This is a genomic window from Paenibacillus sp. FSL R10-2796, assembly GCF_037965315.1.
GTDB lineage: Bacteria > Bacillota > Bacilli > Paenibacillales > Paenibacillaceae > Paenibacillus_AQ > Paenibacillus_AQ odorifer.
Genome location: NZ_CP150178.1, coordinates 4,094,404 through 4,120,223, shown reverse-complemented (window position 1 = coordinate 4,120,223; position 25,820 = coordinate 4,094,404). Strand labels below are relative to the sequence as shown.

General features: G+C 44.3%; 22 protein-coding genes. 15 read left to right on the top strand and 7 right to left on the bottom strand.

Annotation, left to right across the window (positions count from 1 at the left end):
* Positions 1-24 precede the first annotated feature (24 nt).
* From rhaD to NST58_RS18695, 7 genes are all read left to right on the top strand, one after another.
* The gene (rhaD, locus tag NST58_RS18725) at positions 25-870 is read left to right on the top strand and encodes a rhamnulose-1-phosphate aldolase (protein WP_036688060.1); all 846 of its coding nucleotides are present in this window, start codon (positions 25-27) and stop codon (positions 868-870) included.
* Between the two features lie 148 nt (positions 871-1,018).
* On the top strand, positions 1,019-2,113 hold the full coding sequence (locus tag NST58_RS18720; RefSeq protein ID WP_339243782.1) for an NADH:flavin oxidoreductase: 1,095 nt from the start codon (positions 1,019-1,021) through the stop codon (positions 2,111-2,113).
* Between the two features lie 273 nt (positions 2,114-2,386).
* The gene (gene miaB, locus NST58_RS18715) at positions 2,387-3,973 is read left to right on the top strand and encodes a tRNA (N6-isopentenyl adenosine(37)-C2)-methylthiotransferase MiaB (protein ID WP_076194685.1); all 1,587 of its coding nucleotides are present in this window, start codon (positions 2,387-2,389) and stop codon (positions 3,971-3,973) included.
* A 25-nt stretch (positions 3,974-3,998) separates the two neighbouring features.
* Positions 3,999-4,448 (top strand): YlbF family regulator, encoded by a 450-nt coding sequence (locus NST58_RS18710; protein WP_076128288.1) that lies wholly within the window; start codon positions 3,999-4,001, stop codon positions 4,446-4,448.
* A gap of 242 nt (positions 4,449-4,690) precedes the next feature.
* Positions 4,691-5,461 carry an NUDIX domain-containing protein gene (locus tag NST58_RS18705; protein WP_036688055.1) on the top strand — a complete coding sequence of 257 codons (771 nt, stop codon included), beginning with the start codon at positions 4,691-4,693 and terminating at the stop codon, positions 5,459-5,461.
* Between the two features lie 29 nt (positions 5,462-5,490).
* Positions 5,491-6,030 carry an isochorismatase family cysteine hydrolase gene (locus NST58_RS18700; protein ID WP_076280041.1) on the top strand — a complete coding sequence of 180 codons (540 nt, stop codon included), beginning with the start codon at positions 5,491-5,493 and terminating at the stop codon, positions 6,028-6,030.
* Positions 6,031-6,075: 45 nt separating this feature from the next.
* Positions 6,076-7,527 (top strand): nicotinate phosphoribosyltransferase, encoded by a 1,452-nt coding sequence (locus NST58_RS18695; RefSeq protein WP_339243780.1) that lies wholly within the window; start codon positions 6,076-6,078, stop codon positions 7,525-7,527.
* A gap of 316 nt (positions 7,528-7,843) precedes the next feature.
* Here the strand turns inward: NST58_RS18695 and NST58_RS18690 are convergent, their stop codons facing one another.
* Both NST58_RS18690 and NST58_RS18685 read right to left on the bottom strand, forming a co-directional pair.
* On the bottom strand, positions 7,844-8,563 hold the full coding sequence (locus tag NST58_RS18690; protein WP_339243777.1) for a hypothetical protein: 720 nt from the start codon (positions 8,561-8,563) through the stop codon (positions 7,844-7,846).
* Between the two features lie 20 nt (positions 8,564-8,583).
* On the bottom strand, positions 8,584-9,927 hold the full coding sequence (locus NST58_RS18685) for an amino acid permease (protein ID WP_076277243.1): 1,344 nt from the start codon (positions 9,925-9,927) through the stop codon (positions 8,584-8,586).
* A gap of 322 nt (positions 9,928-10,249) precedes the next feature.
* On the opposite strand from NST58_RS18685, the gene NST58_RS18680 reads away from it, so the two are divergent.
* Complete coding sequence (locus NST58_RS18680; protein ID WP_038571642.1) at positions 10,250-11,260, top strand: 2-oxoacid:acceptor oxidoreductase family protein; 1,011 nt, start codon at positions 10,250-10,252, stop codon at positions 11,258-11,260.
* A 25-nt stretch (positions 11,261-11,285) separates the two neighbouring features.
* The gene (locus NST58_RS18675; RefSeq protein ID WP_076128294.1) at positions 11,286-13,592 is read left to right on the top strand and encodes a thiamine pyrophosphate-dependent enzyme; all 2,307 of its coding nucleotides are present in this window, start codon (positions 11,286-11,288) and stop codon (positions 13,590-13,592) included.
* A 305-nt stretch (positions 13,593-13,897) separates the two neighbouring features.
* Here NST58_RS18675 and NST58_RS18670 read toward each other — a convergent pair whose 3' ends face one another.
* The 5 genes from NST58_RS18670 to NST58_RS18650 form a co-directional block, all read right to left on the bottom strand.
* The gene (locus NST58_RS18670; protein ID WP_076280040.1) at positions 13,898-14,716 is read right to left on the bottom strand and encodes an ABC transporter permease; all 819 of its coding nucleotides are present in this window, start codon (positions 14,714-14,716) and stop codon (positions 13,898-13,900) included.
* Positions 14,713-15,723 (bottom strand): ABC transporter ATP-binding protein, encoded by a 1,011-nt coding sequence (locus tag NST58_RS18665; protein ID WP_076308373.1) that lies wholly within the window; start codon positions 15,721-15,723, stop codon positions 14,713-14,715. Before NST58_RS18665 ends, NST58_RS18670 begins: the two co-directional genes overlap by 4 nt.
* Positions 15,724-15,753: 30 nt before the next feature.
* The gene (locus tag NST58_RS18660) at positions 15,754-16,551 is read right to left on the bottom strand and encodes an ABC transporter permease (protein ID WP_339243774.1); all 798 of its coding nucleotides are present in this window, start codon (positions 16,549-16,551) and stop codon (positions 15,754-15,756) included.
* Positions 16,552-16,575: 24 nt separating this feature from the next.
* Positions 16,576-17,613 carry a metalloregulator ArsR/SmtB family transcription factor gene (locus tag NST58_RS18655; RefSeq protein ID WP_339243772.1) on the bottom strand — a complete coding sequence of 346 codons (1,038 nt, stop codon included), beginning with the start codon at positions 17,611-17,613 and terminating at the stop codon, positions 16,576-16,578.
* 503 nt (positions 17,614-18,116) lie between these two features.
* Positions 18,117-18,635, bottom strand: coding sequence for a molybdenum cofactor biosynthesis protein B (locus NST58_RS18650; protein ID WP_076128304.1), 519 nt, complete (start codon positions 18,633-18,635; stop codon positions 18,117-18,119).
* 165 nt (positions 18,636-18,800) lie between these two features.
* Between NST58_RS18650 and NST58_RS18645 the strand changes: the two genes are divergently transcribed.
* The 6 genes from NST58_RS18645 to NST58_RS18620 all read left to right on the top strand — a co-directional run bounded on the left by NST58_RS18645 (position 18,801) and on the right by NST58_RS18620 (position 25,775).
* Positions 18,801-19,820 carry a GTP-binding protein gene (locus tag NST58_RS18645; RefSeq protein WP_076128306.1) on the top strand — a complete coding sequence of 340 codons (1,020 nt, stop codon included), beginning with the start codon at positions 18,801-18,803 and terminating at the stop codon, positions 19,818-19,820.
* 91 nt (positions 19,821-19,911) lie between these two features.
* On the top strand, positions 19,912-20,259 hold the full coding sequence (locus NST58_RS18640) for a four-helix bundle copper-binding protein (protein ID WP_339243770.1): 348 nt from the start codon (positions 19,912-19,914) through the stop codon (positions 20,257-20,259).
* Positions 20,260-20,470: 211 nt separating this feature from the next.
* Complete coding sequence (locus tag NST58_RS18635) at positions 20,471-22,021, top strand: response regulator (RefSeq protein WP_339243768.1); 1,551 nt, start codon at positions 20,471-20,473, stop codon at positions 22,019-22,021.
* 200 nt (positions 22,022-22,221) lie between these two features.
* On the top strand, positions 22,222-23,184 hold the full coding sequence (locus tag NST58_RS18630) for an ABC transporter permease subunit (protein ID WP_076184463.1): 963 nt from the start codon (positions 22,222-22,224) through the stop codon (positions 23,182-23,184).
* A gap of 18 nt (positions 23,185-23,202) precedes the next feature.
* The gene (locus NST58_RS18625; protein ID WP_076128315.1) at positions 23,203-24,072 is read left to right on the top strand and encodes a carbohydrate ABC transporter permease; all 870 of its coding nucleotides are present in this window, start codon (positions 23,203-23,205) and stop codon (positions 24,070-24,072) included.
* Between the two features lie 29 nt (positions 24,073-24,101).
* Positions 24,102-25,775, top strand: a complete 1,674-nt coding sequence (locus NST58_RS18620; RefSeq protein WP_076184461.1) for an extracellular solute-binding protein — start codon at positions 24,102-24,104, stop codon at positions 25,773-25,775.
* The last annotated feature ends 45 nt before the right edge of the window (positions 25,776-25,820 follow it).

The window sequence follows — 25,820 nt, the reverse complement described above, 5'->3', positions numbered from 1 at the left end:
AAATACCAAAGGAGAGAATAGACTATGAGTACATCCTTGTTAGAATCAAAAGGTTATATTGCCAGCAGTGAAGCTCCATTTATTCAGGAAATGTCAGAGATCACCCGTCATATGTGGGAGCTTGGCTGGGATGAACTGAATGGTGGGAATGTCAGCTATTTACTGGATGAGAATGAGGTGGCTAAGTATATTAATGTACTGGAGCCGTTGCGCACGATCAAACTCACCTTTCCCGTAAAAGAATTAGCAGGCAAGTATTTTATCGTAACAGGTTCGGGCAAATATTTCAGAAATGTGATTAAAGACCCTGAAGCGAATCTGGGTGTGTTAAGGGTTAGCGGCAATGGCGAAAGTGTGGAAGTATTGTGGGGATTGCGGAATGGTGCAGTTCCTACGAGTGAGCTCGCTTCGCATTTTATGAGTCATATTGAACGTCTGAAAGTAGATCCCACACACCGTATCGTGCTGCATACACATGCTACAAATGTTATCGCGATGACCTTCACGCATGATCTGGACGAACTGAAGTTTACCAAAACGTTATGGGAAATGTGCACAGAGTGCCTTGTTGTTTTCCCTGATGGCGTCAGTGTTATTCCGTGGATTGTTCCGGGCAGCAGTGAAATCGGCCGTGAGACTGCCAAAAAAATGAAGGATCACCGTTTAGTCATCTGGCCGCAGCATGGGATTTTTGGCACTGGCTCCACCATGGATGCTACCTTTGGTCTAGTAGAAACGGTTGAAAAGGCTGCGACGATCTACAACTTGATTGGCGGTAGAGAAATCAAACAAAAGATCACAGACCAACAGCTATGGGATTTAGCTAAAGCATTTGGAGTTACACCTAAAGCGGGGATTCTTGAAGTCTAGAGAGTCATTATAATTTGGTGAAACCGGGCAATCGTAGATTCTGCGAGGTCCGGTTTTTGTTGTCTTTTTCTTAAAATTTGCATTTCCCATCTTTTGGGTAGATAATAAGCTTACTTAAAGTAATCAATTAATAAATTGGAGGTAACATATGAATACAGAGCAACTATTTTTACCTTTTCAAGTGGGGAATCTTTCGCTGTCGAACCGATTTGTAATGGCGCCGATGACACGCGCGCAGTCTCCGAAGGGTGTGCCGGGAAGCAATGTTGCCGCTTATTATCGTAGACGTGCAGAGGGTGGAGTGGGATTAATTGTTACTGAGGGTACTGCGATAAATCATCCAGCGGCTGTCAGTCACCAAGATATTCCTAATATACATGAAGAAGCATCTTTAGAAGGCTGGAAGAAGGTTGTGGAAGAGGTTCACGCAGCTGGCGGCAAGATCATCCCGCAGCTTTGGCATGTGGGGATGGCGCGTACAATCGGCGAGTATCCTAACGTTGAAGCCCTTCCTGTAGGCCCTTCGGGTCTGAATTTAGCAGGTGAGCCGGTGACAGAGCCGCTGACCACAGAAGAGGTTGAAAGCTTAGTAACAGCCTTCGCTCAAGCGGCGGCAAATGCCAAAAGCGTTGGCTTTGATGGCATTGAGCTGCATGGCGCACATGGGTATCTGATAGACCAGTTCTTCTGGGATAGAACGAATAAACGTACCGATCGTTACGGTGGCGATTTGGTAGGAAGAACAACATTCGCTGTCGAGATCATTAAAGCATGCCGTCAAGCGGTTGGACCAGACTTCCCAATCGTGCTGCGCTTTTCCCAGTGGAAGCTGGGGGCGTATGATGAGAAGCTGGCGAAGACTCCAGAAGAACTTGCAAGTTTCCTGGCACCGCTTAGCGAAGCGGGTGTAGATATCTTTCATTGCTCGACCCGACGCTTCAGTCAAGCTGAATTTGCTGGCTCTGATCTTAATTTAGCTGGGTGGACTAAGAAGCTTACCGGGAAGCCGTGTATTACAGTAGGCTCTATTGGCCTGCAAAGCGATTTCTTCGAGGAAGATAAAGCTCAGAAGCCTGAGGATAATATTGACGAGTTAACTGAAAGGTTCGATCGGGAGGAGTTTGATTTGGTTGCAGTGGGCAGAGCGCTTATTAGCGATCCTGCTTGGCCTGCCAAAGTACAAAGTGGAGCGATAGACGAAATCATCCCATTTACTCCTGAAGCGACGAATACGCTTTACTAAAACTAGCAGAATATACAATGACTATTTTTTTAGGTAAGAGGTTGTGTAACTGTTTCAAGAGTAGTGTATCTGCTTATAATAGTAGCATACCCCCCTTAATATGATAGAACTTGACCCTGCCAAACGTTGGCGGGGTATTTTTTTGTCGATATGCAACGCTTCATTACATCATTAATAGACCGGGCACTTCTATGTTAGGCCAGCATTATGTTATAATTTTAAATTAGCAAAGTATAAAAATAATTGTTGAACAATAGAGGACGTGAAAACAGCATGACAAAGGGGAACCATAACTCACCGGACTTAAAATCCGGCAAGGGTTCTAAGGATTATTCGAAATATTTTGATTTTAGTGATGCAAAGGTAATTAGTGAAGAGGAAGGTAAGGTTACTTACCGGATTAAAGGAAGAAATGTGCAAATTAATAGCCAGCCTGACTATAAAGAAGGAAAACGGCGCGGCAAGGAAGAAATAGAAGTGCATTATGATTTCGAGATTCCTGAAGAGATGCAGAATTTCGGAGTGGGCAAATATTATCATATAACGACTTATGGCTGCCAAATGAATGAGCATGACACGGAAACGATGAAGGGCCTATTGGAACAGATGGGCTACCGCAGTGTCGCTGACCGGAATGACGCGGATCTCATTTTGCTGAATACTTGTGCGATTCGGGAGAACGCCGAGGATAAGGTATTTGGAGAGCTAGGACATCTTAAGAACCTGAAGATCGAGAAGCCGGGTCTGTTGTTAGGGGTATGCGGTTGCATGTCCCAAGAGGAAGGCGTAGTCAACCGGATTATGTCAAAGCATGGCTTCGTGGATATGATCTTCGGTACGCATAATATTCACAGGTTGCCACACCTCATTAAAGAAGCGGTATTTAGTAAGGAGCTTGTGGTTGAGGTATGGTCCAAAGAAGGCGACATTATTGAGAACTTGCCGAAGAAGCGGGAAGGCATGCGCGCTTGGGTGAACATTATGTATGGTTGTGATAAGTTCTGCACGTATTGCATCGTACCGTTTACACGCGGTAAAGAACGCAGTCGTCGTCCAGAGGACGTTATCGCTGAGGTGAGAGAGCTTGCGCGCCAAGGCTTCAAGGAAGTAACGCTATTGGGGCAGAACGTAAATGCTTACGGTAAAGACTTTACGGATATTGATTACACCTTCGGGAACCTGATGGATGATATGCGTCTGATTGATATTCCGCGCATTCGTTTTATGACATCGCATCCACGAGATTTTGACGATAAATTGATTGAGGTTTTGGGCAAAGGCGGCAACTTGGTGGAGCATATCCATCTGCCGGTTCAATCGGGAAGTACTGCCGTTCTTAAGAAAATGAGCCGTAAATATACCCGGGAAGCTTATCTGGAATTAGTACGCAAGATTAAGATAAGTGTGCCGAATGCTGTATTAAGTACCGATATTATCGTTGGTTTCCCTGGGGAGACTGATGAGCAATTTGAAGATACCCTATCGCTTGTGCGTGAGGTTGGGTATGATATGGCATATACGTTCATTTATTCTCCACGTGAGGGCACACCAGCAGCGGCGATGGAAGATAATGTACCGATGTCGGTGAAGAGTGAACGTCTGCAAAGATTAAATGATCTCATCAAAGAGAACAGCCGGATTATTAATGACCGAATGCTGGATGAAGTTGTAGAGGTGCTGGTTGAAGGGGAGAGTAAGAATAACTCCGAAGTCCTTTCCGGCCGTTCCCGCGCTAACAAGCTGGTTCATTTTGAAGGTCCTAAGGAGCTTATCGGCACATTTGTAAACGTGAGAATTACAGATACCAAAACATGGTACATTAAAGGGGATATTGTGGTCGAGGCCGCAGCTGTTCATTAATCACATACGAATGGGGAGATGACTAATGAGTACAGAAGAACAACAGTTGAATAAATATGGAATGAAAACTTATAATACCCGTGATCTGATCGTTCGCGAGGATATTATGGGCAAAGCTAAAGAACTAGCATCATTAATCTCAACCAGTGAAGAGGTACGCCATTTTCAGCAGGCTGAGCAAAAAATTCTTAATCACGAGCGTGTGCAAGGACTGATTGCAACCATTAAGAAAAAACAAAAAGAAATCGTGGCCTTCGAAAGCTTCAATAATAAAGATATGGTCGCCAAAATTGAACGTGAAATTGAAGTGCTGCAAGATGAGATCGACGGTATTCCAGTCGTGAACGAATTTCAGCAAAGCCAGAGCGACATTAATTATTTGCTTCAGCTGGTAATTTCCGTGATTAGAGATACCGTTTCGGAAAAAATAAATGTGGAAGCCGGCACTGAAGCGCCTCCGACCACATGCGGATAACCCACACTCAGTTCAGGGGGCGGATGCAGATCCGTCCCTTTATTTCAATATAAGAGGTAGAAGTAAAGTACATGAAAATACATAATCCTTATAATTCAACGACAACGTCGTTTCTCATATAGTCTTTTTTGTAGGATGATGTAAAATAATGGAATTTAACTGTTGATTTATGAAGAACATGTTTGGTACATTTAAAGATACGAATAAGTAAAACTACAGCTTCGGAAAAGGATGGGGCAATTATGAGCGACAATGGGGAATTAACCTATAACGCCAAAAAATATCGTACACCGGATGGTGTTCCGGCCGACATTGTAATGTTTACACTGACCAAACGCGAGCGGAAGACGGTCACCAAGACGCTGCCTTTACGTGAGTTGAAGGTAATGTTAATTAGACGGAAAAAATGGCCATGTGCAGGTATGTGGGCTCTACCAGGCGGATTCTGTCAGGAAGATGAGTCTATATATGATGCTGCAACTCGTGAGCTGAAAGAAGAGACCGGTGTCGATGGAGGTCACTTAGAATATCTTGGGGTTTATAGTACACCTGGCCGCGACCCTCGGGGATGGATTATCAGCCATGCCTTTTTCGCTTTAGTAGAAGAGTGGATGCTGGAGCAAAGACAAGCTTCCGACGATGCGGGTGAAGTGGGTTTATTTACGTTACAGGAAGCGTTAGAAGAACTGGAGCTCGCTTTTGACCACCATGAAATCATCAAGGATGCATACGTACGTATCCAACAGCAAATGCTGCAGACAACGATAGCAAGACAGTTTTTGCCTAGACATTTTACGCTAAGTGAGCTTTATCAGGTGATTCAGACAGTAGTGCCGGAATTTAAAGAGCCAAATTTTATTCGTAAAATCACGTCAACACGCAGCCGTCAGGGTATATTAAAAGAAGTGAGAGATGAAGAGGGCAATGCACTCAGCTCCAATCAATACTCACAACGACCGGCTCAGCTGTATATGTTTACAGATCACGAGCCATTGTTGTCTATTTATACGTAGTGTCTTAAATCAGGGGAGGGACGATTCTCATGAGAGCACTAATAGTAATTGACTTTACCAATGATTTTGTCGATGGGAATTTACCGGTTGGGCAGCCTGCAATCGATATCGAGCCAAGAATCAGCCAATTAACGTCTGAGTTTGTCCAAAATGGCGATTATGTTGTAATGGCTGTGGATTTACATGAAGACAATGATCCTTATCATCCCGAGAGTAAACTGTTTCCACCTCACAATGTACGAGGGACTAGAGGGCGGGAGCTTTATGGAAGTTTGAAAACTGTTTATGAAGCTGACCAGGATTCCATCTATTGGATGGACAAAACTCGATATAGCGCTTTTAGTGGAACTGATCTGGAGCTTAAGCTGCGGGAACGTGGCATTACTGACCTTCATTTGATTGGCGTATGTACAGATATATGTGTTTTGCACACTGCGGTGGATGCATATAACAAAGGTTTTACTATTACTGTGCACGAAGATGCGGTCGCCAGCTTCAACGCGGATGGACATAAATGGGCACTAAATCATTTCCGGGGAAGTTTAGGAGCAGACGTTGTTAAGGCATAATACTATAAAAAACATACAGCAACGTGGATATTAGGAGATGAGGACTTGAAGAGAGAACTTGCGCTACATACAGATAAATATCAGATCAATATGATGTATGCTCACTGGGTGAATGGAAGCCATAAGCGAAAAGCTGTATTTGAAGCTTATTTCCGCAAATTGCCTTTCGGAAACGGCTATGCCGTGTTCGCAGGATTAGAGCGTATCGTGGGGTACATCGGCGGCTTGCGTTTCACCGAAGATGATATCCGTTACTTGTCGGAGCAAGAAGAAAATTACGCTCCTGCTTTTTTGGAAGAATTGCTGCAATTTCATTTTCAGGGCAACGTTTATTCGATGAAAGAAGGGGCGTTGATTTTCCCGGATGAACCGCTAATCCGTGTGGAAGGGACGATCATGGAAGCGCAGCTGGTGGAGACCGCTATTCTGAACTTCATGAACTACCAGACGCTGATCGCTACAAAGGCTTCCCGAATCAAGCAGGTAGCTCCGAATGATATTCTGCTGGAGTTTGGTACCCGTCGGGCACAAGAAGCGGATGCGGCGGTCTGGGGCGCTAGAGCGGCCTATATCGGCGGCTTTGATGCAACCTCCAACATGCTGGCAGGTAAAATGTTTGGCATCCCTACCAAAGGTACACATGCTCATTCTTGGGTTCAGAGCTTCAGCAGTGAGCAGGAAGCTTTTGATGCTTATGCCAAGGTGATGCCGGATGAAGTTACACTATTAGTTGATACCTTCGATACGTTGCGCAGTGGTGTGCCGAATGCGATTAGAACCGCCAAAAAGCTTGAAGATCAAGGTAAAAAGATGATCGGTATCCGTTTAGACAGCGGTGACTTGGCCTATCTATCCCGGCAGGCACGGAATATGCTGGATGAAGCGGGGCTCGATTATGTGAAGATTGTGGCGTCCAACGATCTGGATGAGAATACAATCATGGATCTGAAGCTGCAAGGTGCAGCCATCGACACATGGGGTGTAGGCACACAATTGATTACGGCTTCGGATCAACCCTCTTTGGGTGGGGTCTATAAGCTGGTAGAAATTGAGTCCGCAACTGGAGAAATGGTACCGACAATCAAGATTTCTTCTAACCCTGAAAAAGTATCCACACCAGGCAGCAAGGACGTATTCCGGATTATCGGGAAAAATGGCAAAGCGCTAGCAGATTATATCTGCTTCCCGGAAGAGGAAGCTCCACGTAACGGCGGTCGGGTGAAGCTGTTTAATCCGCTGCATCCATACATGCACAAGTATGTGGAGCGTTATGAAGCGCTGCCTATGCTTGAGCCGATTTACGTGAACGGCTTCCAAGTTTATACTTTGCCGGATCTGAATGAAGTTCGCCGTTACCATCGGGAGCAGAAGGATCTGTTCTGGCCGGAATATCTGCGTAAGCTCAATCCAGAGGTGTACCGGGTGAATCTGAGTGAGAAGGTCTGGACCAGCAAGCAGCAATTGATCGCGGAGCATATTCAGCCGGAGATCGAGTAGATTTTGTAGTTTCGATGGAAAGAAGCACGGGAAGATTAGATTCCTGTGCTTTTTTGCGTTTGGGTGAAGCCGACGTTTGGGTGAAGCCGATGTTTGGGTGAAGCCGACGTTTGGGTGAAGCCGATGTTTGGATGAAGCTGATGTTTGGTGAAGCTTGCGTTTGTTAACTTTGATCGCCGCGAGTTTATTTTCTGAAAGTATATAAGAGAGCTTGTCTGCGTATATCTGTTTTGGCTTTTGTTGTATTTTTTGCAACAGAACACTACTTAAAGTACATCGAGAAATTACCATACCCCCAAAAGAATTAGTAAATCCCTTAAAATGGGGCGAATCCGGTGCGAGTAGGCAAATCAACGGTATAAATCCCGCAGAATGAGGCGCATCCGGTGCGAGGAGGCAAATCAACGGTATAAATCCCGCAGAATGAGGCGAATCCGGTGCGAGTAGGCAAATCAACGGTATAAATCCCGCAGAATAAGGCGCATCCGGTGCGAGTGGGCAAATCAACGGTATAAATCCCGCAGAATGAGGCGAATCCGGTGCGATTAGGTAAATCAACGGTATAAATCCCGCAGAATAAGGTGCATCCGGTGCGATTAGGTAAATCAACGGTATAAATCCCGTAGAATGAGGCGAATCCGGTGTGAGTGAGCAAATCAACGGTATTATTCCCGTAGAATGAGGCACATCCGGTGCGAGGAGGCAAATCAATGGTATAAATCCCATAGAATGAGGCGCATCCGGTGTGAGTGAGCAAATCAACGGTATATATCCCGCAGAATGAGGCGAATCCGGTGCGAGGAGGCAAATCAACGGTATAATTCCTGCAGAATGAGGCGAATCCGGTGCGAGTAGGTAAATCAACGGTATAAATCCCGTAGAATGAGGCGAATCCGGTGCGAGTGGGCAAATCAACGGTATAAATCCCGCAGAATGAGGCGAATCCGGTGTGAGTGGGCAAATCAACGGTCCCATAAGAAAAGGTGTATCCCCGTTCTACGCAATCGCGAAGAACAATGGATACACCTTTTTTCATGTTAGTGCGAGATATATAGTTTAGTTCTTCTTCCGGAATTTAGCGAATGACCAGATGGTAAGCATCAGCAGGAAGCCCAGACATGTGCCTATGCTGATCCGGTTCTGAGTGTCGAAAAGGAAGGAAATCGTGATAATCGACAAACAGATAAGCGTCAAAATCGTAATATAAGGGAACCCCCACACTTTAAAGCTTGGCTCTTTAGGATAGGTTTTCCGCAGCTTCAGCTGTGATAGACAGATGCTGATCCATACCAAGCTTACTACGAAGCCGGGAACAGCCATCAGCAGCCGGAAAAGTCCATCCTGTGCGAAGTACGCTAACATAGAACCAACAAAAAGAACTATAGCGCAAAGTTTAAGACTGTTGATCGGCACACCTTTTGCTGAGGTCTTTGCTAAGCTACGTGGAGCTTCACCCTGTGAAGCCAAAGAGTGCAACATCCGTGTGGCGCCGTAGATACCAGAGTTAGCAGCAGAGAGCACAGCCGTAATCAGTATGAAGTTCATAACATGGTCAGCACCCTTAAGTCCTGTAGCTGCTAATACCTGCACAAAGGGGCTGGTATGCTCGTTAAGCTGATTCCAAGGAATTAACCCACAGATGATCAGAATTGGAATGGTGTAGAACAGAATAACACGCAAAATGAAGCTTTTGACAACTCTAGGCAACACTTTTTCTGCATCTTGAGTTTCTGTTAAAGTTAGTCCAATCAGCTCAGATCCGCCGTAAGAGAACATGACGACCAGAAGGGCAGAGAAGATAGGTGTCCAGCCTTGTGGGAATAATCCGCCATAATCCGTAAAATTACTTAAATAGGGAGTCCCTTCAGACATAGGCAATAGCCCAAACAATAATGCAGCTCCCAGAATAATAAAGATAATAATCATAGCTATTTTGATTCCTGCTAACCAAAACTCCGTCTCTCCATAACCGCTTACACTCATCATATTGATGCCAATAATTAAAGCACCACTTGCTAGACTCAGTAGCCATAATGGAACATCCGGTAACCAGTACTGCAAGAAGCTTCCTGCCGCCAGCACTTCGATTACGCAGACAGTCAACCACATGAAGCAATATAGCCAACCCACGATAAAGGAGAGCCGTTCTCCAAAAGCCTCGCGGATGAATTCCTTCATATTTTTGTTCGGGTATACCGTGGCCATTTCGGCAATTGCACCCATAACGACTAGTAGCAGCAAGCCTGCCAATACATAGGAGAGAACAACCCCTGGTCCAGCAATGCTTATCGTCTCAGAGCTTCCTTTAAAAATCCCCGTACCGATTACGCCGCCCATCGCCATAAAGCTGATATGCCGTGGAAGCAATTTTTTCTGTAATGATGCTTCGTTTGACTTCACATTTAATGCCTCCTAAGTAGGTTCAAAAAATTACACCAAGAATCAGTTTATCCTGAAATGGACTAGTTGAAAAGTATAAATGATACACATTTGTAGAAATAGAGGTGATTTTTCATCGGTGTGTGATATTTATCATGAAGAATGTGATGAATTTAACATCTTAATTTTTAATTTTATTGCTAAATGAAAGTAGATAAATAAGCTTAGGCAACACTTGGAAAATGCAAGATTTGTCACTTCGCGTCTTGCAAAATCAAGTTACAATCGTTGAAAAAGTCAAAAGGATATTATACTAGATGACATTCTGAAAGGGGCTATGTCGGTGGTACAGTTACCAAAAGTGAACGAGCTCGGATTTTTTGAGATTCGTCTGGAGTCAATTGGAGGGTTGGGTGCGAACCTGGCTGGTAAAATGCTTGCAGAAGCAGGTGTTGTCGGTGCTGGAATGAATGGGGTCAGCTTTTCGTCATATGGTTCGGAGAAGAAGGGATCAGCGGTAAAAGCGCATATCCGGTTTTGTGATTTGAATACGCCTATTCGTGACACGTCTCCGGTTGAGCGTCCGCATGTTGTTGGGGTATTTCACGAAGCATTAGCAAAGACAGTTAACGTAATTAGCGGAATTTATGAACATAGCACAGTATTGGTGAACTCAGCAAAATCGCCGGAGGAATTGAAATCCTCCCTGAATATGATGGCAGGAACTATTGCAGTCGTTGATGCTACAACTATCGCCTTAGATGAGAAAAACCGCGTTAATATGGCGATGCTAGGCGCGTTGTTCCGGATGTGTGATTTCTTGGACCCTGAAATTATGAAAGGCGTTATAGAGAAATCACTAGGCAAAAAATATCCACAGGCAGTACAGTCAGCACTGACTACTTTCGACCGTGGATTTAATGAAGTTAAGTTTATGCATTTTCCACTGCCTGCGGGCGTGACAATGCCTGAGTTCGTGCGGTCTGATATTTCCGCATTGGGTTATGAAACACAGCCAATCGGCGGTACCATTACGAATCCTGGCAGCAGCTTTTTAAAGAACTTGAGCATTTCTCGCTCCGGTTTGCTGCCTCATTTTAAGCAGGAGGATTGTATTCATTGTGCGCAGTGCGATACGGTGTGTCCTGATCTGTGTTTTGTTTGGGATGAGCAGCCTGATAAGAAGGGGCGTCCACAAATGTTCCTGCAAGGTATTGATTATCAATACTGCAAAGGCTGTTTAAAATGTGTAGAAGCTTGTCCTACAACTGCCTTGTCTGGCGAACGTGAGGAAGAGGGCTACGCAGAGAGTCATACGGTCCGGCATATTTTTGATCTCGTTACTGAGGCCTAATTAACGGAGGAAAGGTGGAATACACGTGGCTATAGATTATGAAAAAGAAGTAGGCTCTGCTAAAGTAGAGCAGAAATTCCTATATGAATCCGGCAATGAAATGGCGGCTTATGCTGCTCATCAGATTAATTATCATGTAATGGGGTATTTTCCGATTTCTCCATCGACAGAAGTAGCGCAATTTCTTGATACGATGAAAGCGAATGGCCAGCATGATATTATGCTGATTCCGTCAGATGGCGAGCATAGCTCTGCTGGAATCTGTTATGGCGCTTCAACGGCTGGCGGACGTGTATTTAATGCTACCAGTGCCCAAGGTTATATGTTCATGCTTGAGCAATTGCCTGTACAAGCTGGTACGCGTATGCCTATGGTTATGAATCTAATCTGCCGTTCGATCTCTGGACCGCTGAATATTCACGGGGACCATTCAGATTTGTATTTTGCTTTGAATACAGGTTGGCCTATTTTAATGTGCCGGGATCCACAATCTGTTTATGATATGAACCTAATGGCATTGAAGCTTGCGGAACATGCTAAAGTTCGTCTTCCGGTAATGGTGGCTTCAGATGGATATTTCACCTCCCACCAGAAACGCCGCGTTCAAGCTTTTACTCATCGGGAGGATGTTCATAAATTTGTTGGACCGCAGCCTCCAACAGGCTTTACCGATACTTTAGACCGCAATAATCCGGTAACGGTTGGCCCTTATATGAACGAACCTGACTATATTAACAACCGCTATCAGCAGTCCGTAGCTATGTACAATGCGGGTGAAGTTTTTGAAGAAATTGCGAAGGAATTTGCTGAGTTAACCGGACGTCATTATCCAATGATCGAGGAATATCGGATGGAAGATGCTGAAGTAGCCGTATTCTTGATGAATTCTGCCTCTGAGATTATTAAGGATGTTGTGGATCAGCTTCGGTTGCAAGGGATCAAAGCCGGTGCAATCTCGCCGAATATGATCCGTCCTTTCCCGCAGAAGCAAATTGCTGAAGCACTGAAAAATGTTAAAGCAATCACCGTTGGTGACCGCGCAGATTCTGTAGGCGGACATGGTGGTAACATGGTCAATGAAATCAAGGCAGCGCTGTTCACATATGGCAACACTACGACTAAAGTAATTAGCCGTATCTATGGTTTGGGTGGTAAGGACTTCTACGCAGAAGATGGTCATGCCTTTTTCCAATTAGCAATAGATGCTGTTGCTGCAGATCGAGTAGACATACCATTTGATTATTATGGCCACAATCCGGGTACACCAGATAAAGCTCCGCAACGTCTTCTGAAGCCAATGGACTTTGACTCACTGAAGACAGGCTTAATCACTGTGAAACAGGATGAAGCAACAGGCAAATTAAGCGTACGGATTCCGCCACTGCGCAGCTTAACGAAGAAACCTAAACGGCTCTCCCCAGGGCATGGTGCGTGTCCAGGTTGCGGGATTTTCTCAGGACTGGAGACTTTCTTCAAAGGGATTGAAGGGGATATCGTCGCACTTTATCATACAGGCTGTGCCATGGTAACGACTACGGGGTATCCGTATTCCTCCCATAAATCAACGTTTATCCATAATCTTTTCCAAAATGGAGCGGCTACCTTGTCCGGTGTCGTAGAGATGTTCTGGGAACGCAAACGTCGCGGTGAGCTGGATGGACTAGGGCTTAAAGAGGACTTTACGTTTGTTATGGTAACCGGAGATGGCGGTATGGACATCGGGATGGGACCGGCAATTGGAGCTGCACTGCGTGGTCACAAAATGATTATTGTAGAGTACGATAACGAGGGTTACATGAATACTGGAGCACAGCAGTCCTATTCGACACCACTGGGTCACCGTACTTCAACCTCCAGTATCGGCAAGCAGCAGCAAGGTAAAGTTACTCAGCATAAAGATACAGCACAAATTATGGCGGCTACTAACATTCCTTATGTCTTCACGGGTTCGGAGGCTTATCCGCAGGATCTGGTGAAAAAAGCGGCAAAAGCACAGTGGTACGCACAAAACGAAGGTTTGGTGTATGGTAAAATCCTGATCGCATGTCCGCTAAATTGGATGTCTGATGATAAGGAAGGCACGAACATCGTATCATTAGCTGTTGAGTCTTGCTTCTTCCCGTTATATGAAGTAGAGCATGGTTCTACGAATATCACATATAACCCTGAAGATAAGGGCAAACGTGTTGAGCTCTCAGCATGGCTGAAGACAATGGGTAAAACTCGTCATTTGTTGAAACCTGAGAATGAGCCAGCTTTACACAGCTTCGAAGAAGAAGTTGAGCGCCGTTGGAATCGTCTCAAGGCAAAACACGAACATCCTGACTTATAAGCTGTGTTTATCTCCAGTATATAAAATATGAAATAACCCGGCAGATTTGTCTGCCGGGTTATTTTGTGGTTAGGGAGCATTTGCGCGTAAGAAGCAGTTTTCGGACACCACTGACCTTAAACACAGCTTTCTCTCCCGTTTGAAATTCTAACGGACTCCATAGCAGTTATCGGCCCTAAAACTCCCAAAATGAACCCTTTTTGAAGGAATAGTGTCACTGGAGTCCGCGAAACTTTTGAAAAAGCTAAAAAACCAGCAAATAACGTCTCTTAGGTCCTATGTGTTAAAGACTTGGTCATTTACAGTTAGAATAAAGTCCAGTTTCCTTTTACTCTTGCATGTTGCTCTGCTCTAACCAGAAGATAGCGGGTACAAATGACAAGACAAGCACTACCTACGATTAAAGCGCCGAGAGCCCACCACCAGCTAGTACCGATATTATCGTATAACGCCCCGCGCACAAGAACCAGACTATATGTGAGTGGAAACAGAAGGGATAAACCCGTTGCCCATGCTGGGAATACTGCTGGTGGAATACGAACCCCGCCAAACAGCTCCATTGGTGCTTGAAAGATGTAATAGAGTAGCCCTGAATCCCTTGAGAAGAGAGATATCGCACACAGCAAAGCTCCCCATATAACCGCTGATATCATGATAAGTATTAATACAGGTATTAAGGCGCCCCAGTTAACAGTCGTTACGTCCGCAAGAAAAATGAAAGTCAGAATGGAGAAGCAAGCGAACATCCATATTCCGTGAAATAGTGAATATACGGAACGTCCATACAGGAAGGCCATTTTTGACGCTGGCGTTAGGAACACTACCTCAAGTGTGCCCCCTTTGCGTTCTTGTTCGAATAACCATGCGGCTTGCACAACCGTCCAGTATAACTGAAAGACGAGATATCCGCTCAGCAGAAAAAGGGGAATCCGTCCATCTGGTATTACTGTTGAGAGTGCTGATCCTGCTCCGGTTCTAAAGGGCTGCATAGTAAAGTAGGTGGTTAAAAAGGTGAGCGCCGGCCAGAGTAGAAGTGAAAAAAACACTGCGCGTCCCTTAACTCTATTTCGATGCTGCTTAGTGATCTCCGCGCTAAGGGTAAACCATAAGCTATGTAAGTTCATGATACCCTTCCTTCCGAAAGGAGGATAATCGCATCCTCCAAAGTAGGTTTTTCGGATGCGAAGCTTTTAATGCTAAGCCCCTGCTCAGTAGTCCATGGCAGGAGCTCTGTAATGATTCTATCAGCCGAAGGTGTCTTTACAGAAATGCGCTGCAGTCCATCATTTTGAAGTTCTAGTTTTTCTGTTGCGCAGACACCCATTAATTCCGCAGGCTGAGTAAATGTTCGTAGATGCTCTAGTAGCTTGGGACGAAGTGATTCATGCCAGCCTGTAACCTCTAAATGAGCAGTTTGCGAGCCTGCAACCTGATGGACAATCCGTTCAGGTTTGTCACAGAGCAGAAGCTCGCCTCGATTCAGTACATAAACTCGGTCACAAAGTTCTTCGACCTCCTGTAAATAATGGCTGGTCAGAAGGATACCCTTTCCACTGTCCAGTGCAAGCTTTCTTATCGTACTGCGAAGCTGCCTGGCAATAGGGGCATCAAGACCAAGTGTGGGTTCATCTAGAAATAAGTATTGTGGATCATTGATAAGTCCGCGGGCGATTTGCAGCCGTTGCTTCATCCCTTTAGAATATTGTTCAACGGGTTGGTCAGCAGCTTGGGTCAAACCTACTTCCTCCAGAAGACGTTCTGCTTCTCTAGCGATTTGAGGGCTGTTCATTCCATAGAGTTTACCGAAGTATTCAAGATTCTCTCTACCAGTGAGCCGCCAGTACAACATTCGTTCTCCTCCGGCGATCATATTTACTTTTTGCTGAATGGCCTGTCGATTCTTGTGTAGTAACATTCCATCGACTTCAATACTGCCGGAGGTTGGCTCTAGGAGAGTAGAAAGCATACGTATTGTAGTGGTTTTTCCAGCGCCATTTAGACCGAGAAGACCTACGATTTCCCCCGCAGCGATATCTAAAGATAGTGATTTCACTGCTGTCACTGATCTTTTTTCCGAACGGAACCAGCTCAGTTTATGTTTGCTCTCGTAAATCTTAGTAACTTCATGCATATTAATCAATGGTTTCACTCCTCCAAGGTTTTAGAATCGTTCGAACAACCCGCGCTCTATGCGCCGGTTTGTCCATTGACCAACCGTTATGTATACAACAATAAGCAGTATGATTGGCCATATGTCAGGTAATCGTATTGCTTCTCCAGTTAGCAACGAGCCTCGAAGGAGTTGTAGCGCATAGGTCAATGGGAAAATCTCACCTATAACCTGCAAGTAGTCAGGCAAGTATTGCCTTGGAAACTGAAATCCACACAGTAGAGCAGTTATCGTAAATAGAGTATTTTGCACAATGAAGGTGTCCCTTGTATAAAGCATAATGCTTCCTAGCACCAGCGCCATCGCATAACACGATAGTAAAAATAGCAAAATTCCCACGAAGACAGATAGGAAGTCAACTGAGGGGAGTCGAAGTCCTGCTAAAAGGCCAAAGAAGAGAACTACCAGCAATTCCGCCCCACTTCGATACAACTGCTGGACTGCGTTTCCTAGAAAATAACCGCTCCGGCTTGAAGGAGAGAGCAGCAGTGCCTCAAGTGTACCTTCCCTCCATTCGGTAATAAGTGCCCTGGATACATTCATCATCATACTGACGGAAAATATACTGAGCATACCTCCAATAATTACATAGGTCAGATAGTCCTCACTGCCACTATAGATAGCAAATTTTGAATCTATATCCCCTTTGATTAGATACACATAAGAAAAATAAGAGATGATGACTAGATAAACTCCATCAATAATGTGCCCGAATGTAAAGGTCCAGGGAAAGGCTCTAAGATTAGATTTTTGGTTTCTTTTTAGGGTTGCGATAGCGATATGCCACATATGTACTCACACCTTTCATTAACCTCATTGTTCAAGGTACTGCCTTTGCAGGATGAGCAGATTATCAAAGACTTCTTTGTTCACTGAATAAAATAAATAATTCCCTTTTCGCTGTGATTGGGTAAATCCTGCTTCACTTAGTTGTTTTAGCTGTTTAGAGACCGCAGCTTCAGAAATACCCAATATTGGCGCAAGCTGCTTGGTACAATGCGGCCCGTTCCACAGAAGTTTCAGAATTCGCATCCGCGTATCATCACTTAAAGCTTTGAGTTGGCGCAACAGGTCACTCGGCGGTCCCTCACTAAAGGCAAGACCGGGAACATCCACCGTGAGAGGCAAAAATAAAGTGTCCTCGAACCAGCCAACAAGCAGATGCGGAAATATGAATGTAGAAGGAAAAACGTACACTTGTCCAAGCTGGTCATAAGGAAAGTAATACGTTACAGCCTTTTGTACTGTCAGAGTCCCGTTCTCTGAGAGGAGGCGTGGGTGGAGCGTATTTAATGCCTTTTCCGGGGAACGACTGGCTAAGTCTTGAAACTGAGCGGCTGAGATGTTCATAAATGGTTCAATATAGTCCCATTCCTGCCCGAAATAATCATGTTCGTATGTAATTAATGTTGAGATTAACAGCTTGCGAACACTAGCCAGATTGTTTATCAGGTACTTCACGTTTCCACTCAACTTCATCAGCGAACGTTTGCTTTCAGATTCATTCAGCCATTCGACTATGGTACTTAGTGCAATTTCTTGATTCATAAATAGATACACTAGCTCTGCATCCGGAAGTTTTTTGAGTAGAGTGATTCCTTGATTGCAAGAAATAGGGATACCCATACGGTCCGGTAAATCTAGCAGAGCAATCCAACGTTCTGACAACTGCCCAAGAGTGTGGATGTTCTCCTGTAGAGCAAGAGGCATTCTTTTCTTGAGCTCCAAAGCCCATTGTAATCTTGTTGGATGGTGTTCTGGTTGATGGAAGACATGCAGACTGCATAATAACTCATGAAAAGGACTGACGACCGTTTTGATCTTTCGATTTAAAGTTTGGAGTGAGCTCATCTCTTTCCTTTCCGATTAACTGTTTGGTTAATCAAAAACCACTTTCGCGTAAAGTGTTCAAAATTATAGGGGGAATGGTCAGGATTGTCAAATCTTTTATGCAGAAAAAAGCGAGAGCACATCTCCATGTGTTGGACATGGATGTTTCTCTCACTTATAGGATTCTTTTAATAGAGTTATGAAGTAGAGTTTTATCTTCTGCCTCTAGGCATCATGGAGTTATCGCACATGATATCTTTAACAGAATAGGTGTAGCAATGGCGAGGAACTGGGACACAGTGATGGCGTCTAACGATTTCTACCGGGTGAATAACATTCACAACTTGAGGGTGGTAATAATCTTGATAAACCACCTTAGGTGGGTCAGTGACAGTTTGGGCCGGACATTTTGGACATTCTTCTGACATTTCCTTCAGCTCCTTTGTGTGTGAACTTACCGTATTATACGCACAGAACAAAGGTATGCTTGGTTATTTGTCTAGTTTATAAAAAAATGGGTGGGATTATTGTTTGTATATCTCTCGCATTACATGACGAAGCTCCGGGATAATTAGCCGTTCCATAGCCAATTTAACGGCTCCAGTGGAGCCGGGCATAGAAAAAATAGCTGTGTTGCCAATCGTACCTGCAATTGCTCGACTAAGGATTGCCGCCGAACCTATATCTTCTGTGTAGCTTAACATTCGAAAAATCTCACCGAAGCCCGGCAGCGTTTTATCCAGCAAGGATGAAACTGCTTCGTAGGTGGTATCACGGGGAGAAATTCCTGTTCCACCCGTGAGCAGTACGGCTTCAACTCCAGTGTGATCAGCGTTTTTATAGAGTAGTTCACGAATGTCTTGATAGTTGTCTTTGATAATGGTACGGCCTATAACTTCATAACCGGCAGCCTCAAGCATGGATTGGATTAAAGCTCCACCGGTATCTGTTTCAGTAGTTCTGGTGTCTGAGACGGTAATGATATAGCAGGACACGGACTGTGGTGCTTCCTTCCGATGTTCTTCAACGGATGACAATGAGATCAGCTCCTAAATTAGAGATGTTCTCATGATAGGGTATGGGGGAAGCAAAGACAAGTTTCGTTATCCAGCGCTAATCTTTTGAGGATATAGGGGTGCCGCTTGCGTGCTTTGGCATCATGTAGTAAACTCGCTACCATACCCGTAATTTGCAAGGAGCGATGAATCATGGAACAGGTTGTACCTGTGTATATATTGTCAGGATTTCTGGGAAGCGGCAAAACTACCCTGCTGCAGCGCCTGCTGGAACATTGGAAAGATCAGGGCTTACGCCCGGCAGTAGTGATGAATGAGCTGGGTGAAGTGAATCTGGATGGGCTGCTGGTTGAGCAAACCGTTCCTATGGCAGAGCTGCTCGGCGGCTGTATCTGCTGTTCTATTCGAGGGGATCTCAGCACAGAGCTAACAACTCTTATCAAGAAGGAATCACCGGATGTTGTTGTTATTGAGGCCACAGGTGCGGCGAACCCGCTGGAAATTGTAGATGGCGTAACCGAAACTTCACTGTATCAAAAAGTAGAGCTGAAAAGCTTGATCACCGTCGTTGACGCCGCGCATCTGCTCGAATTGTACCGTGCGCAACAGGGCGCAACCTATCGACTGATGCAGGAGCAAATTCGCTGCGCCTCTGTTTTGATTCTGAATAAAACTGACCGTGTCTCAGCAGATGAAGCGGAAGAGATCACAACCGTTCTGCGAAAATGGAATTCTTATGCACCGATTATGCCAGCGGAGCGTTGTGAGATCGACACAGAGGAGCTCCTGCGTAGCGCAGGTGGAGTTCTTACGGATACACAGCTTGAAGAGAGCGACAGCGAAAGCCATGTGCATGAGGAAGCTCTGCAATCTTCAGGAGCCACCCACGCTTCCCACGATCATGTGATGGCATACACACATTACTTCAAACGACCTGTCAACAGCGAGACCTTTGAACAGTTCGTCAAGGAGCTTCCGCGTGATGTTTATAGGGCTAAAGGCATTGTGACCTTTAATGACACCTCCAGTCGTTTTCTTTTTCAATATGCTTACCGTGAAGCTGATTTTATGAAAATCACACCTCAAGGCGAAGTGCCAGACGTAGCTGTATTTATCGGGGAACATTTCTCATCCAGTGAGTTACGCACGAAGCTGCTGGAGATGGAAGGACGTATTTTAGTTCGGCCTGGAACGATCAAAAGAAGCCTGTAATCCGTTCTGCTTCAGAAGAAGCTGTGGTTCATTCCTAATCTTGTAGGTTAATAGTAAGGCATACCATTAAAAATGCAGGAGGTTGAAGGCTATGACCCGAATTCAATATCAGGAGTGCATTGACGCTTGTCTCGAAAGTATGAATGCCTGTAACTACAGCTATGTCTCAAGCCTAAAAGAATATGATCTTGCATCTCTTCGTGAGAGCATGCGGCTCGATCGTGAATGTGCGGATATTTGTTCTTATGCCATTCAAACAATGACCCGTCAAAGTCCGTTTGTATCTGGAATTCTAAAACTATGTGCAGAAATATGTGAAGCATGCGCGGATGAAAGCAGCAAGCATATACATAATCACTGCCAAGAATGTATTAATGCCTGCCGTAAAGCTGCAGAGGCATGCCGTTTGATTAGCGATGCTGTTGAGGTATACGCGTAAAATCGTATAACTTAACTCTCATATATGAACTGATAGCCAGATTGTTGCTGTAGAAATATAGCAATAGTCTGGTTTTTTATATCCAGATCTGTTTGATTCATGCTATTGGTAGAAAAATAGGAAACAAGCATGTAGAATGCTAAATACATACAGATTTAACCTTTTACATATTATTGTTAGCGCTTACAAAAAAGATTGGAGGAGCAGTATCATGCAAAAGGTCCTTTTAGTTGATGATGAATTTATTATCCTGGATGGCATCTCATCGGTAATGAACTGGGAAGCATTGGGCACAGAACTTATTGGAACCGCGCAAAATGGCTTGGAGGCATTAGAATTAATCAAGCAAGCTATACCTGATATTATTATTACCGATATTCGTATGCCGGGAATGGACGGGCTGGAGCTGGTGGCGACGGTTACAGCGCTTCATCCTGAGACCTCTTTTATTATGCTGACAGGCTTCTCAGAATTCGATTATGCTAAGATGGCGATGCAGTATGGGGTTAAACATTATTTACTGAAGCCGTGCAGCGAAGAGAGCCTGAATGAAGCGCTAAGCGAGGTAGTTCAGAAGCGAGAGGAACGGCAGTACGAGGAGAACTTTATCCTATCGATAAAATATGGACTGGAACGTGTACTTCCACATGCCAAAGAACAATTCCTGAAGGAGCTTGTAACGAACAAGACCTATGGTGTGGAGGAATGGAAATATTTTGGTGAGCTGTTTGGACTGAATTTTCAGAGTCAACGTGTTCGGCTACTGCTGGTAGAGATTGAAGGAGAACATGAATATGAGCATTTGTTCGCGGTCAGTAATATTGCGGGAGATATTTTTCAACATCATATTTTAAGCTCCACTGTAGGGCGGCGTGTTCTGTTATTAATGGAAGATGACCTGTCTGAAGCTGCTTTATTTGAGAAAATAGACAGCATCCGCACTACCTTTATGAAATATTATCATATTGATCTGACGGCCGCATTAAGTGAACCTGGAGAGCTGACGCAAGTAAGGCGTTTATTCACGCAGACGATTGAATGTCTTAGCCATAGATTTTATCTGGGGGAAGGGAGCTTAATTACAGAAAAAGATATCAGCATTCCAGAGGATGAGGAAGGTCTAGAGCTGCAACTGGATCTCGAACACCTCGTTATGCTCATTAAAGCGGGGCACTGGGCAGATGCTGAATGCGAGCTGTTGTCACTTTTGCATCAACTTCTGAATTTTAGATATGACATTGCCAAGACCAAATCCTATCTGATCCAGATCTTCATGGAGATTATACGTTTGAGTGATCAAAACAAGATGCAAACATATATTGATAAGCTGCCCCGAATGATGGAGACTAGCACGCTCCAGTCTTTTCAGCAGTTTGTAATGAGTATTGCAGAAGAGATTACCCTTGATCGTTATAGCCGCAATCGCAGTAAGCAATCGCAAATGGTGGCAGAGGTAAAGCGTATCGTGGATAGGCGTTATTGTGAAGAGACATTAACTTTGCAGACTGTTGCACAGGAGATTTATATGAATCCTGATTATGTTAGTAAGATGTTCAAGAAAGAAACGGGGGAAAAGTTTACGAATTATGTTATGAAATACCGGATGCAAAAAGCGCTCGAAATCATCGAAGGATGTGCACATTTTACGATTGGACCTCTAGCTGAAGAAGTCGGTTTTGGAGATAATGTATCCTACTTTAGCAAAGCCTTCAAGAAATTCACGGGTTTTTCTCCTTCCGAATATAAAAAAACGGCTCCATAATTGTTTCATTTAAAGATAGCCCATATACCCTACGTACTTGATCGATAAGTACTGTGGGGTATTTTTGTGTGCGAGGACAAAGAGGGTTCCACGGTTTTGAACAAATAATTACCGGATATGAACATGGGGAAAGGACAGCTTTACCTGTAAAGTTATGTGCATAAGGAAGCTAGTCATATTACATACGGGGAGGCCAACCAATGGAGCTTAAGCATCAGCTGCTGACCAAGAAGTCCGGTATGAAACCCGGCAAATGGTCTTATGTGAAAAAAGAACTGCAGCGGAATAAATATGTGTATATCATGTTAATTCCCGTGGTGCTCTTTTATCTGATTTTCAGCTATGGGCCGATGTACGGTCTGCTAATGGCTTTTCAGAAATCCTATAGTCCTATAAAAGGGATTATGGCGGGGCAGTGGATCGGGTTTGATAATTTTAAAATGTTTTTTGAAAGCTACTACTTTTGGCGGATTATTAAGAACACACTGATTCTTAGCTTTTACAGTATTATTTTCGGATTTCCGGCACCCATTATATTGGCTTTACTGTTAAATGAGGTCCGGAATAAGTGGTTCAAAAGCACGATTCAAACCGTTAGCTATATGCCGCATTTCATTTCAGTCGTGGTTGTTGTCGGTATGTTAAAAACATTCTCAGCACTTGATGGCGGGTTGTTTAACGTAGTTCGTAGCTTTTTTGATCTACAGCCTGTGATGTTTCTGGCAGAGAAGGATATGTTCCGGCCACTTTATATTCTCTCCAACATCTGGCAAGGTGCGGGCTGGGCTTCCATCATCTTTTTGGCGGCGCTTAGCGGAATTGATCCCCAATTATATGAGGCTGCCAAAATAGATGGCGCAGGTCGCTGGAAACAGCTTCTGAACATTACCCTGCCGGGAATTATGCCTACTGTCGTCGTTATGCTGATTCTGCGTCTGGGCGCGGTTATGAATTCCGATTTTCAAAAAATATTACTGATGCAGACCGCTCCAACCTATGAAACCTCGGATGTTATCTCAACCTTTGTATACCGTTCTGGGGTGCTGGAAGGCAATTATACGTATTCCACAGCCATTGGATTAATTAACGGGGTTATAAATTTCTCACTGCTTTTGCTTGCCAACTCTATTAGTAAAAAAGTGAACTCCACCAGTCTTTGGTGAGGAACAGGAGGTGAACCTATGCGACGTTCGGCAGGTGAACGTATCTTTGACTGTATTAATGTGTTGCTGTTGTTAGGCATCATGGCTGTATCGATTTATCCGCTCCTGTATGTGCTGAATTCCTCTGTGAGTGATCCGAACGAACTGCTGCGTTCCAGGTCATTAATGCTGCTGCCTGAAGGCTTTCAGCTCGAAGCTTACAAAGCGGTATTTCAAAATTCGAAAATCTATAGTGGATATTTAAATACACTTTTTTATGTAACTGTTGGGACAATCGTTAATTTATTGATGACATCAATCGCAGCGTATTCCTTGTCCAGATCAGATCTTTTCGGTAGAAAAACACTGATGAAGTTAATCACATTCACGATGTTTTTTGGCGGAGGGATGATCCCGACTTTTCTGCTCATTCAGAACCTCGGGATGGTCGATACCCGCTGGGCGATGATTATACCTGGAGCGATTAGTACTTTTTATTTTTTGATAATGAAAACTAGCTTTGAGGGAATACCGATCAGCTTGATCGAGTCGGCGAAGCTTGACGGAGCTAATGATATCTTGATTTTATTCCGAATTGTACTGCCACTGTCCAAATCTATTCTCGCGGTTATGACTCTTTATTATGCGGTTGACCATTGGAATGATTATGTAGCCCCGATGCTGTATTTGCGCAGTCAGGATCTCTATCCGATTCAAATTGTAATGCGGGATATTCTGATTAGCAGCAGTACAGAGTCAATGGGAGCTGGGGTAGATACAGGCTTCGCTATCGGTGAGAACATCAAATACGCCACTATCATAATCTCAACGTTACCAATCATGCTGGTGTATCCGTTTATCCAGAAATATTTTGTTCAAGGCGCTTTAATCGGTGCCGTGAAACAATAAATAACATTTATTTATGGAGGCGATTTTGGGTGAAAAGAAAAATAGGGGCCATGATGTTAAGTTCCGTCCTTCTTTCTACAATGCTGGCTGGCTGTTCAGGCAATAATGATGGAACTAGTGCGGGTAATAAGGCGGGAGATCATAAGGGGAATACTACCGCAACTAATACGCCGGTGGAGAAGCTGACAGAAATTCCACTGCCAATTACAAAAGACGGAATGACGATTAATTACTGGCGTGCCAATGATGGTAAGCTTACCGCTTCTTTGGAGAGTTTTGGTGATATGGCCAGCTATAAAAAGAAAGAAGAGTTGACTGGCATCAAAGTGAAGTTTACGCACCCACCACTTGGACAGCAGAAGGATCAGTTCAACCTGTTGATTTCTACGAAAGAGCTTCCAGATGTCATTTATTATAATTGGGCGGATGCGGTTGGTGGGCCGGAGAAATTAATTGAGGATGGCCGAATTATCCGTTTAAATGAGCTGATAGAACAATATGCACCGAATCTTCGCAAAATCATTGAATCCGACCCGGATGTAAAAAAACAAATCACACTGGATGATGGAACGATCTATATGTTCCCTCTTCTGAAGCTGGATGCGCTGAAGCTGAATGCCACTTCAGGGTTGATTATGCGCAAGGATTGGCTCGATAAGCTGGGACTGAAGCCGCCGACCACCATTGAGGAATGGCATACTGTTTTGAAAGCGTTTAAAGAAAAAGATCCTAATGGCAACGGGAAGGCCGATGAGCTGCCGTTCACTGGAAACTGGGGTCCTGGTGACCTGACGAAGCTGCACGATTTCTCACCAGGGTTTGGGGTAATCGGCGGTTTTCAGATGAATGGGGATAAGGTCGAATACGGGCCGATTCAGCCAGGTTATTCAAGCTTCTTGGAAACGATGGCCACATGGTATAAGGAAGGGCTTATTGATCCGGAAATTATGACCAACGATGGCAAAGCCTTTGATTATAAAGTGACGAATAATTTAGCCGGTTCTTATGGCGGTGGTGTCTTTAGCGGTATGGGCAAATTCTTCAACCTGATGCGCGATACCGATCCGAACTTTAATCTTACAGGTGTACCTTGGCCGGTTTCTCCTAACGGAACAGCTTATGCTACTTTTAATATGAACAATAAAGTATTGACGTATGGTGAAGCAATCACTACCGGAGCGGATAAGGATAAACTGAAGGATATTGTCCAATGGATGGATTTCAATTACAGCCCACAAGGACATGAATTGTTCAACTTCGGAATTGAAGGTGAGAGCTATGTGAAGGAAGGAGAAGGAATAAAATTCACAGATGTCATTACCAACAATCCTAAAGGTTTGACTTACGATCAAGCGTTAGCCTCATATGCGCTTTCGATTATGGATGGACCCATCAATCAGGATAGCCGTTATTTGGATGCTTTATTGTTCGATGAGGGGCAACGAGAGGCTAATGCTTCTTGGATGAAGGCTAGCTCTGATTTGACGCTTCCTCCGTTTCGTTTGAGCGTTGACGAAGCCAGCAAAAGCACTTCCATTATGAGTCAGGTCAACACGTATCTGAATGAAACGATGACAGCAATCATTAATGGCCAGAAACCAATCTCAGAATTTGAAAAAATGGTGGATACGATCAAAGGAATGGGCATTGAAGAAGCTATAAAAATCCATCAGGCTGCGTATGACCGTTACATGGCTAAATAAGCGGATTAAGAAGACTATCCGGGTTATCCATAATGTGGTATACAA

Bases quoted from the DNA above. Each gene is read 5' to 3' on its own strand.
- NST58_RS18705 (WP_036688055.1), top strand. From the start codon at position 4,691: ATGAGCGACAATGGGGAATTAACCTATAACGCCAAAAAATATCGTACA.
- miaB (WP_076194685.1), top strand. From the start codon at position 2,387: ATGACAAAGGGGAACCATAACTCACCGGACTTAAAATCCGGCAAGGGT.
- NST58_RS18670 (WP_076280040.1), bottom strand. From the start codon at position 14,716: ATGAACTTACATAGCTTATGGTTTACCCTTAGCGCGGAGATCACTAAG.
- NST58_RS18700 (WP_076280041.1), top strand. From the start codon at position 5,491: ATGAGAGCACTAATAGTAATTGACTTTACCAATGATTTTGTCGATGGG.
- NST58_RS18660 (WP_339243774.1), bottom strand. From the start codon at position 16,551: ATGTGGCATATCGCTATCGCAACCCTAAAAAGAAACCAAAAATCTAAT.
- NST58_RS18710 (WP_076128288.1), top strand. From the start codon at position 3,999: ATGAGTACAGAAGAACAACAGTTGAATAAATATGGAATGAAAACTTAT.
- NST58_RS18720 (WP_339243782.1), top strand. From the start codon at position 1,019: ATGAATACAGAGCAACTATTTTTACCTTTTCAAGTGGGGAATCTTTCG.
- rhaD (WP_036688060.1), top strand. From the start codon at position 25: ATGAGTACATCCTTGTTAGAATCAAAAGGTTATATTGCCAGCAGTGAA.
- NST58_RS18690 (WP_339243777.1), bottom strand. From the start codon at position 8,563: ATGAAAAAAGGTGTATCCATTGTTCTTCGCGATTGCGTAGAACGGGGA.
- NST58_RS18630 (WP_076184463.1), top strand. From the start codon at position 22,222: ATGGAGCTTAAGCATCAGCTGCTGACCAAGAAGTCCGGTATGAAACCC.
- NST58_RS18625 (WP_076128315.1), top strand. From the start codon at position 23,203: ATGCGACGTTCGGCAGGTGAACGTATCTTTGACTGTATTAATGTGTTG.
- NST58_RS18665 (WP_076308373.1), bottom strand. From the start codon at position 15,723: ATGCATGAAGTTACTAAGATTTACGAGAGCAAACATAAACTGAGCTGG.
- NST58_RS18635 (WP_339243768.1), top strand. From the start codon at position 20,471: ATGCAAAAGGTCCTTTTAGTTGATGATGAATTTATTATCCTGGATGGC.
- NST58_RS18645 (WP_076128306.1), top strand. From the start codon at position 18,801: ATGGAACAGGTTGTACCTGTGTATATATTGTCAGGATTTCTGGGAAGC.
- NST58_RS18640 (WP_339243770.1), top strand. From the start codon at position 19,912: ATGACCCGAATTCAATATCAGGAGTGCATTGACGCTTGTCTCGAAAGT.
- NST58_RS18655 (WP_339243772.1), bottom strand. From the start codon at position 17,613: ATGAGCTCACTCCAAACTTTAAATCGAAAGATCAAAACGGTCGTCAGT.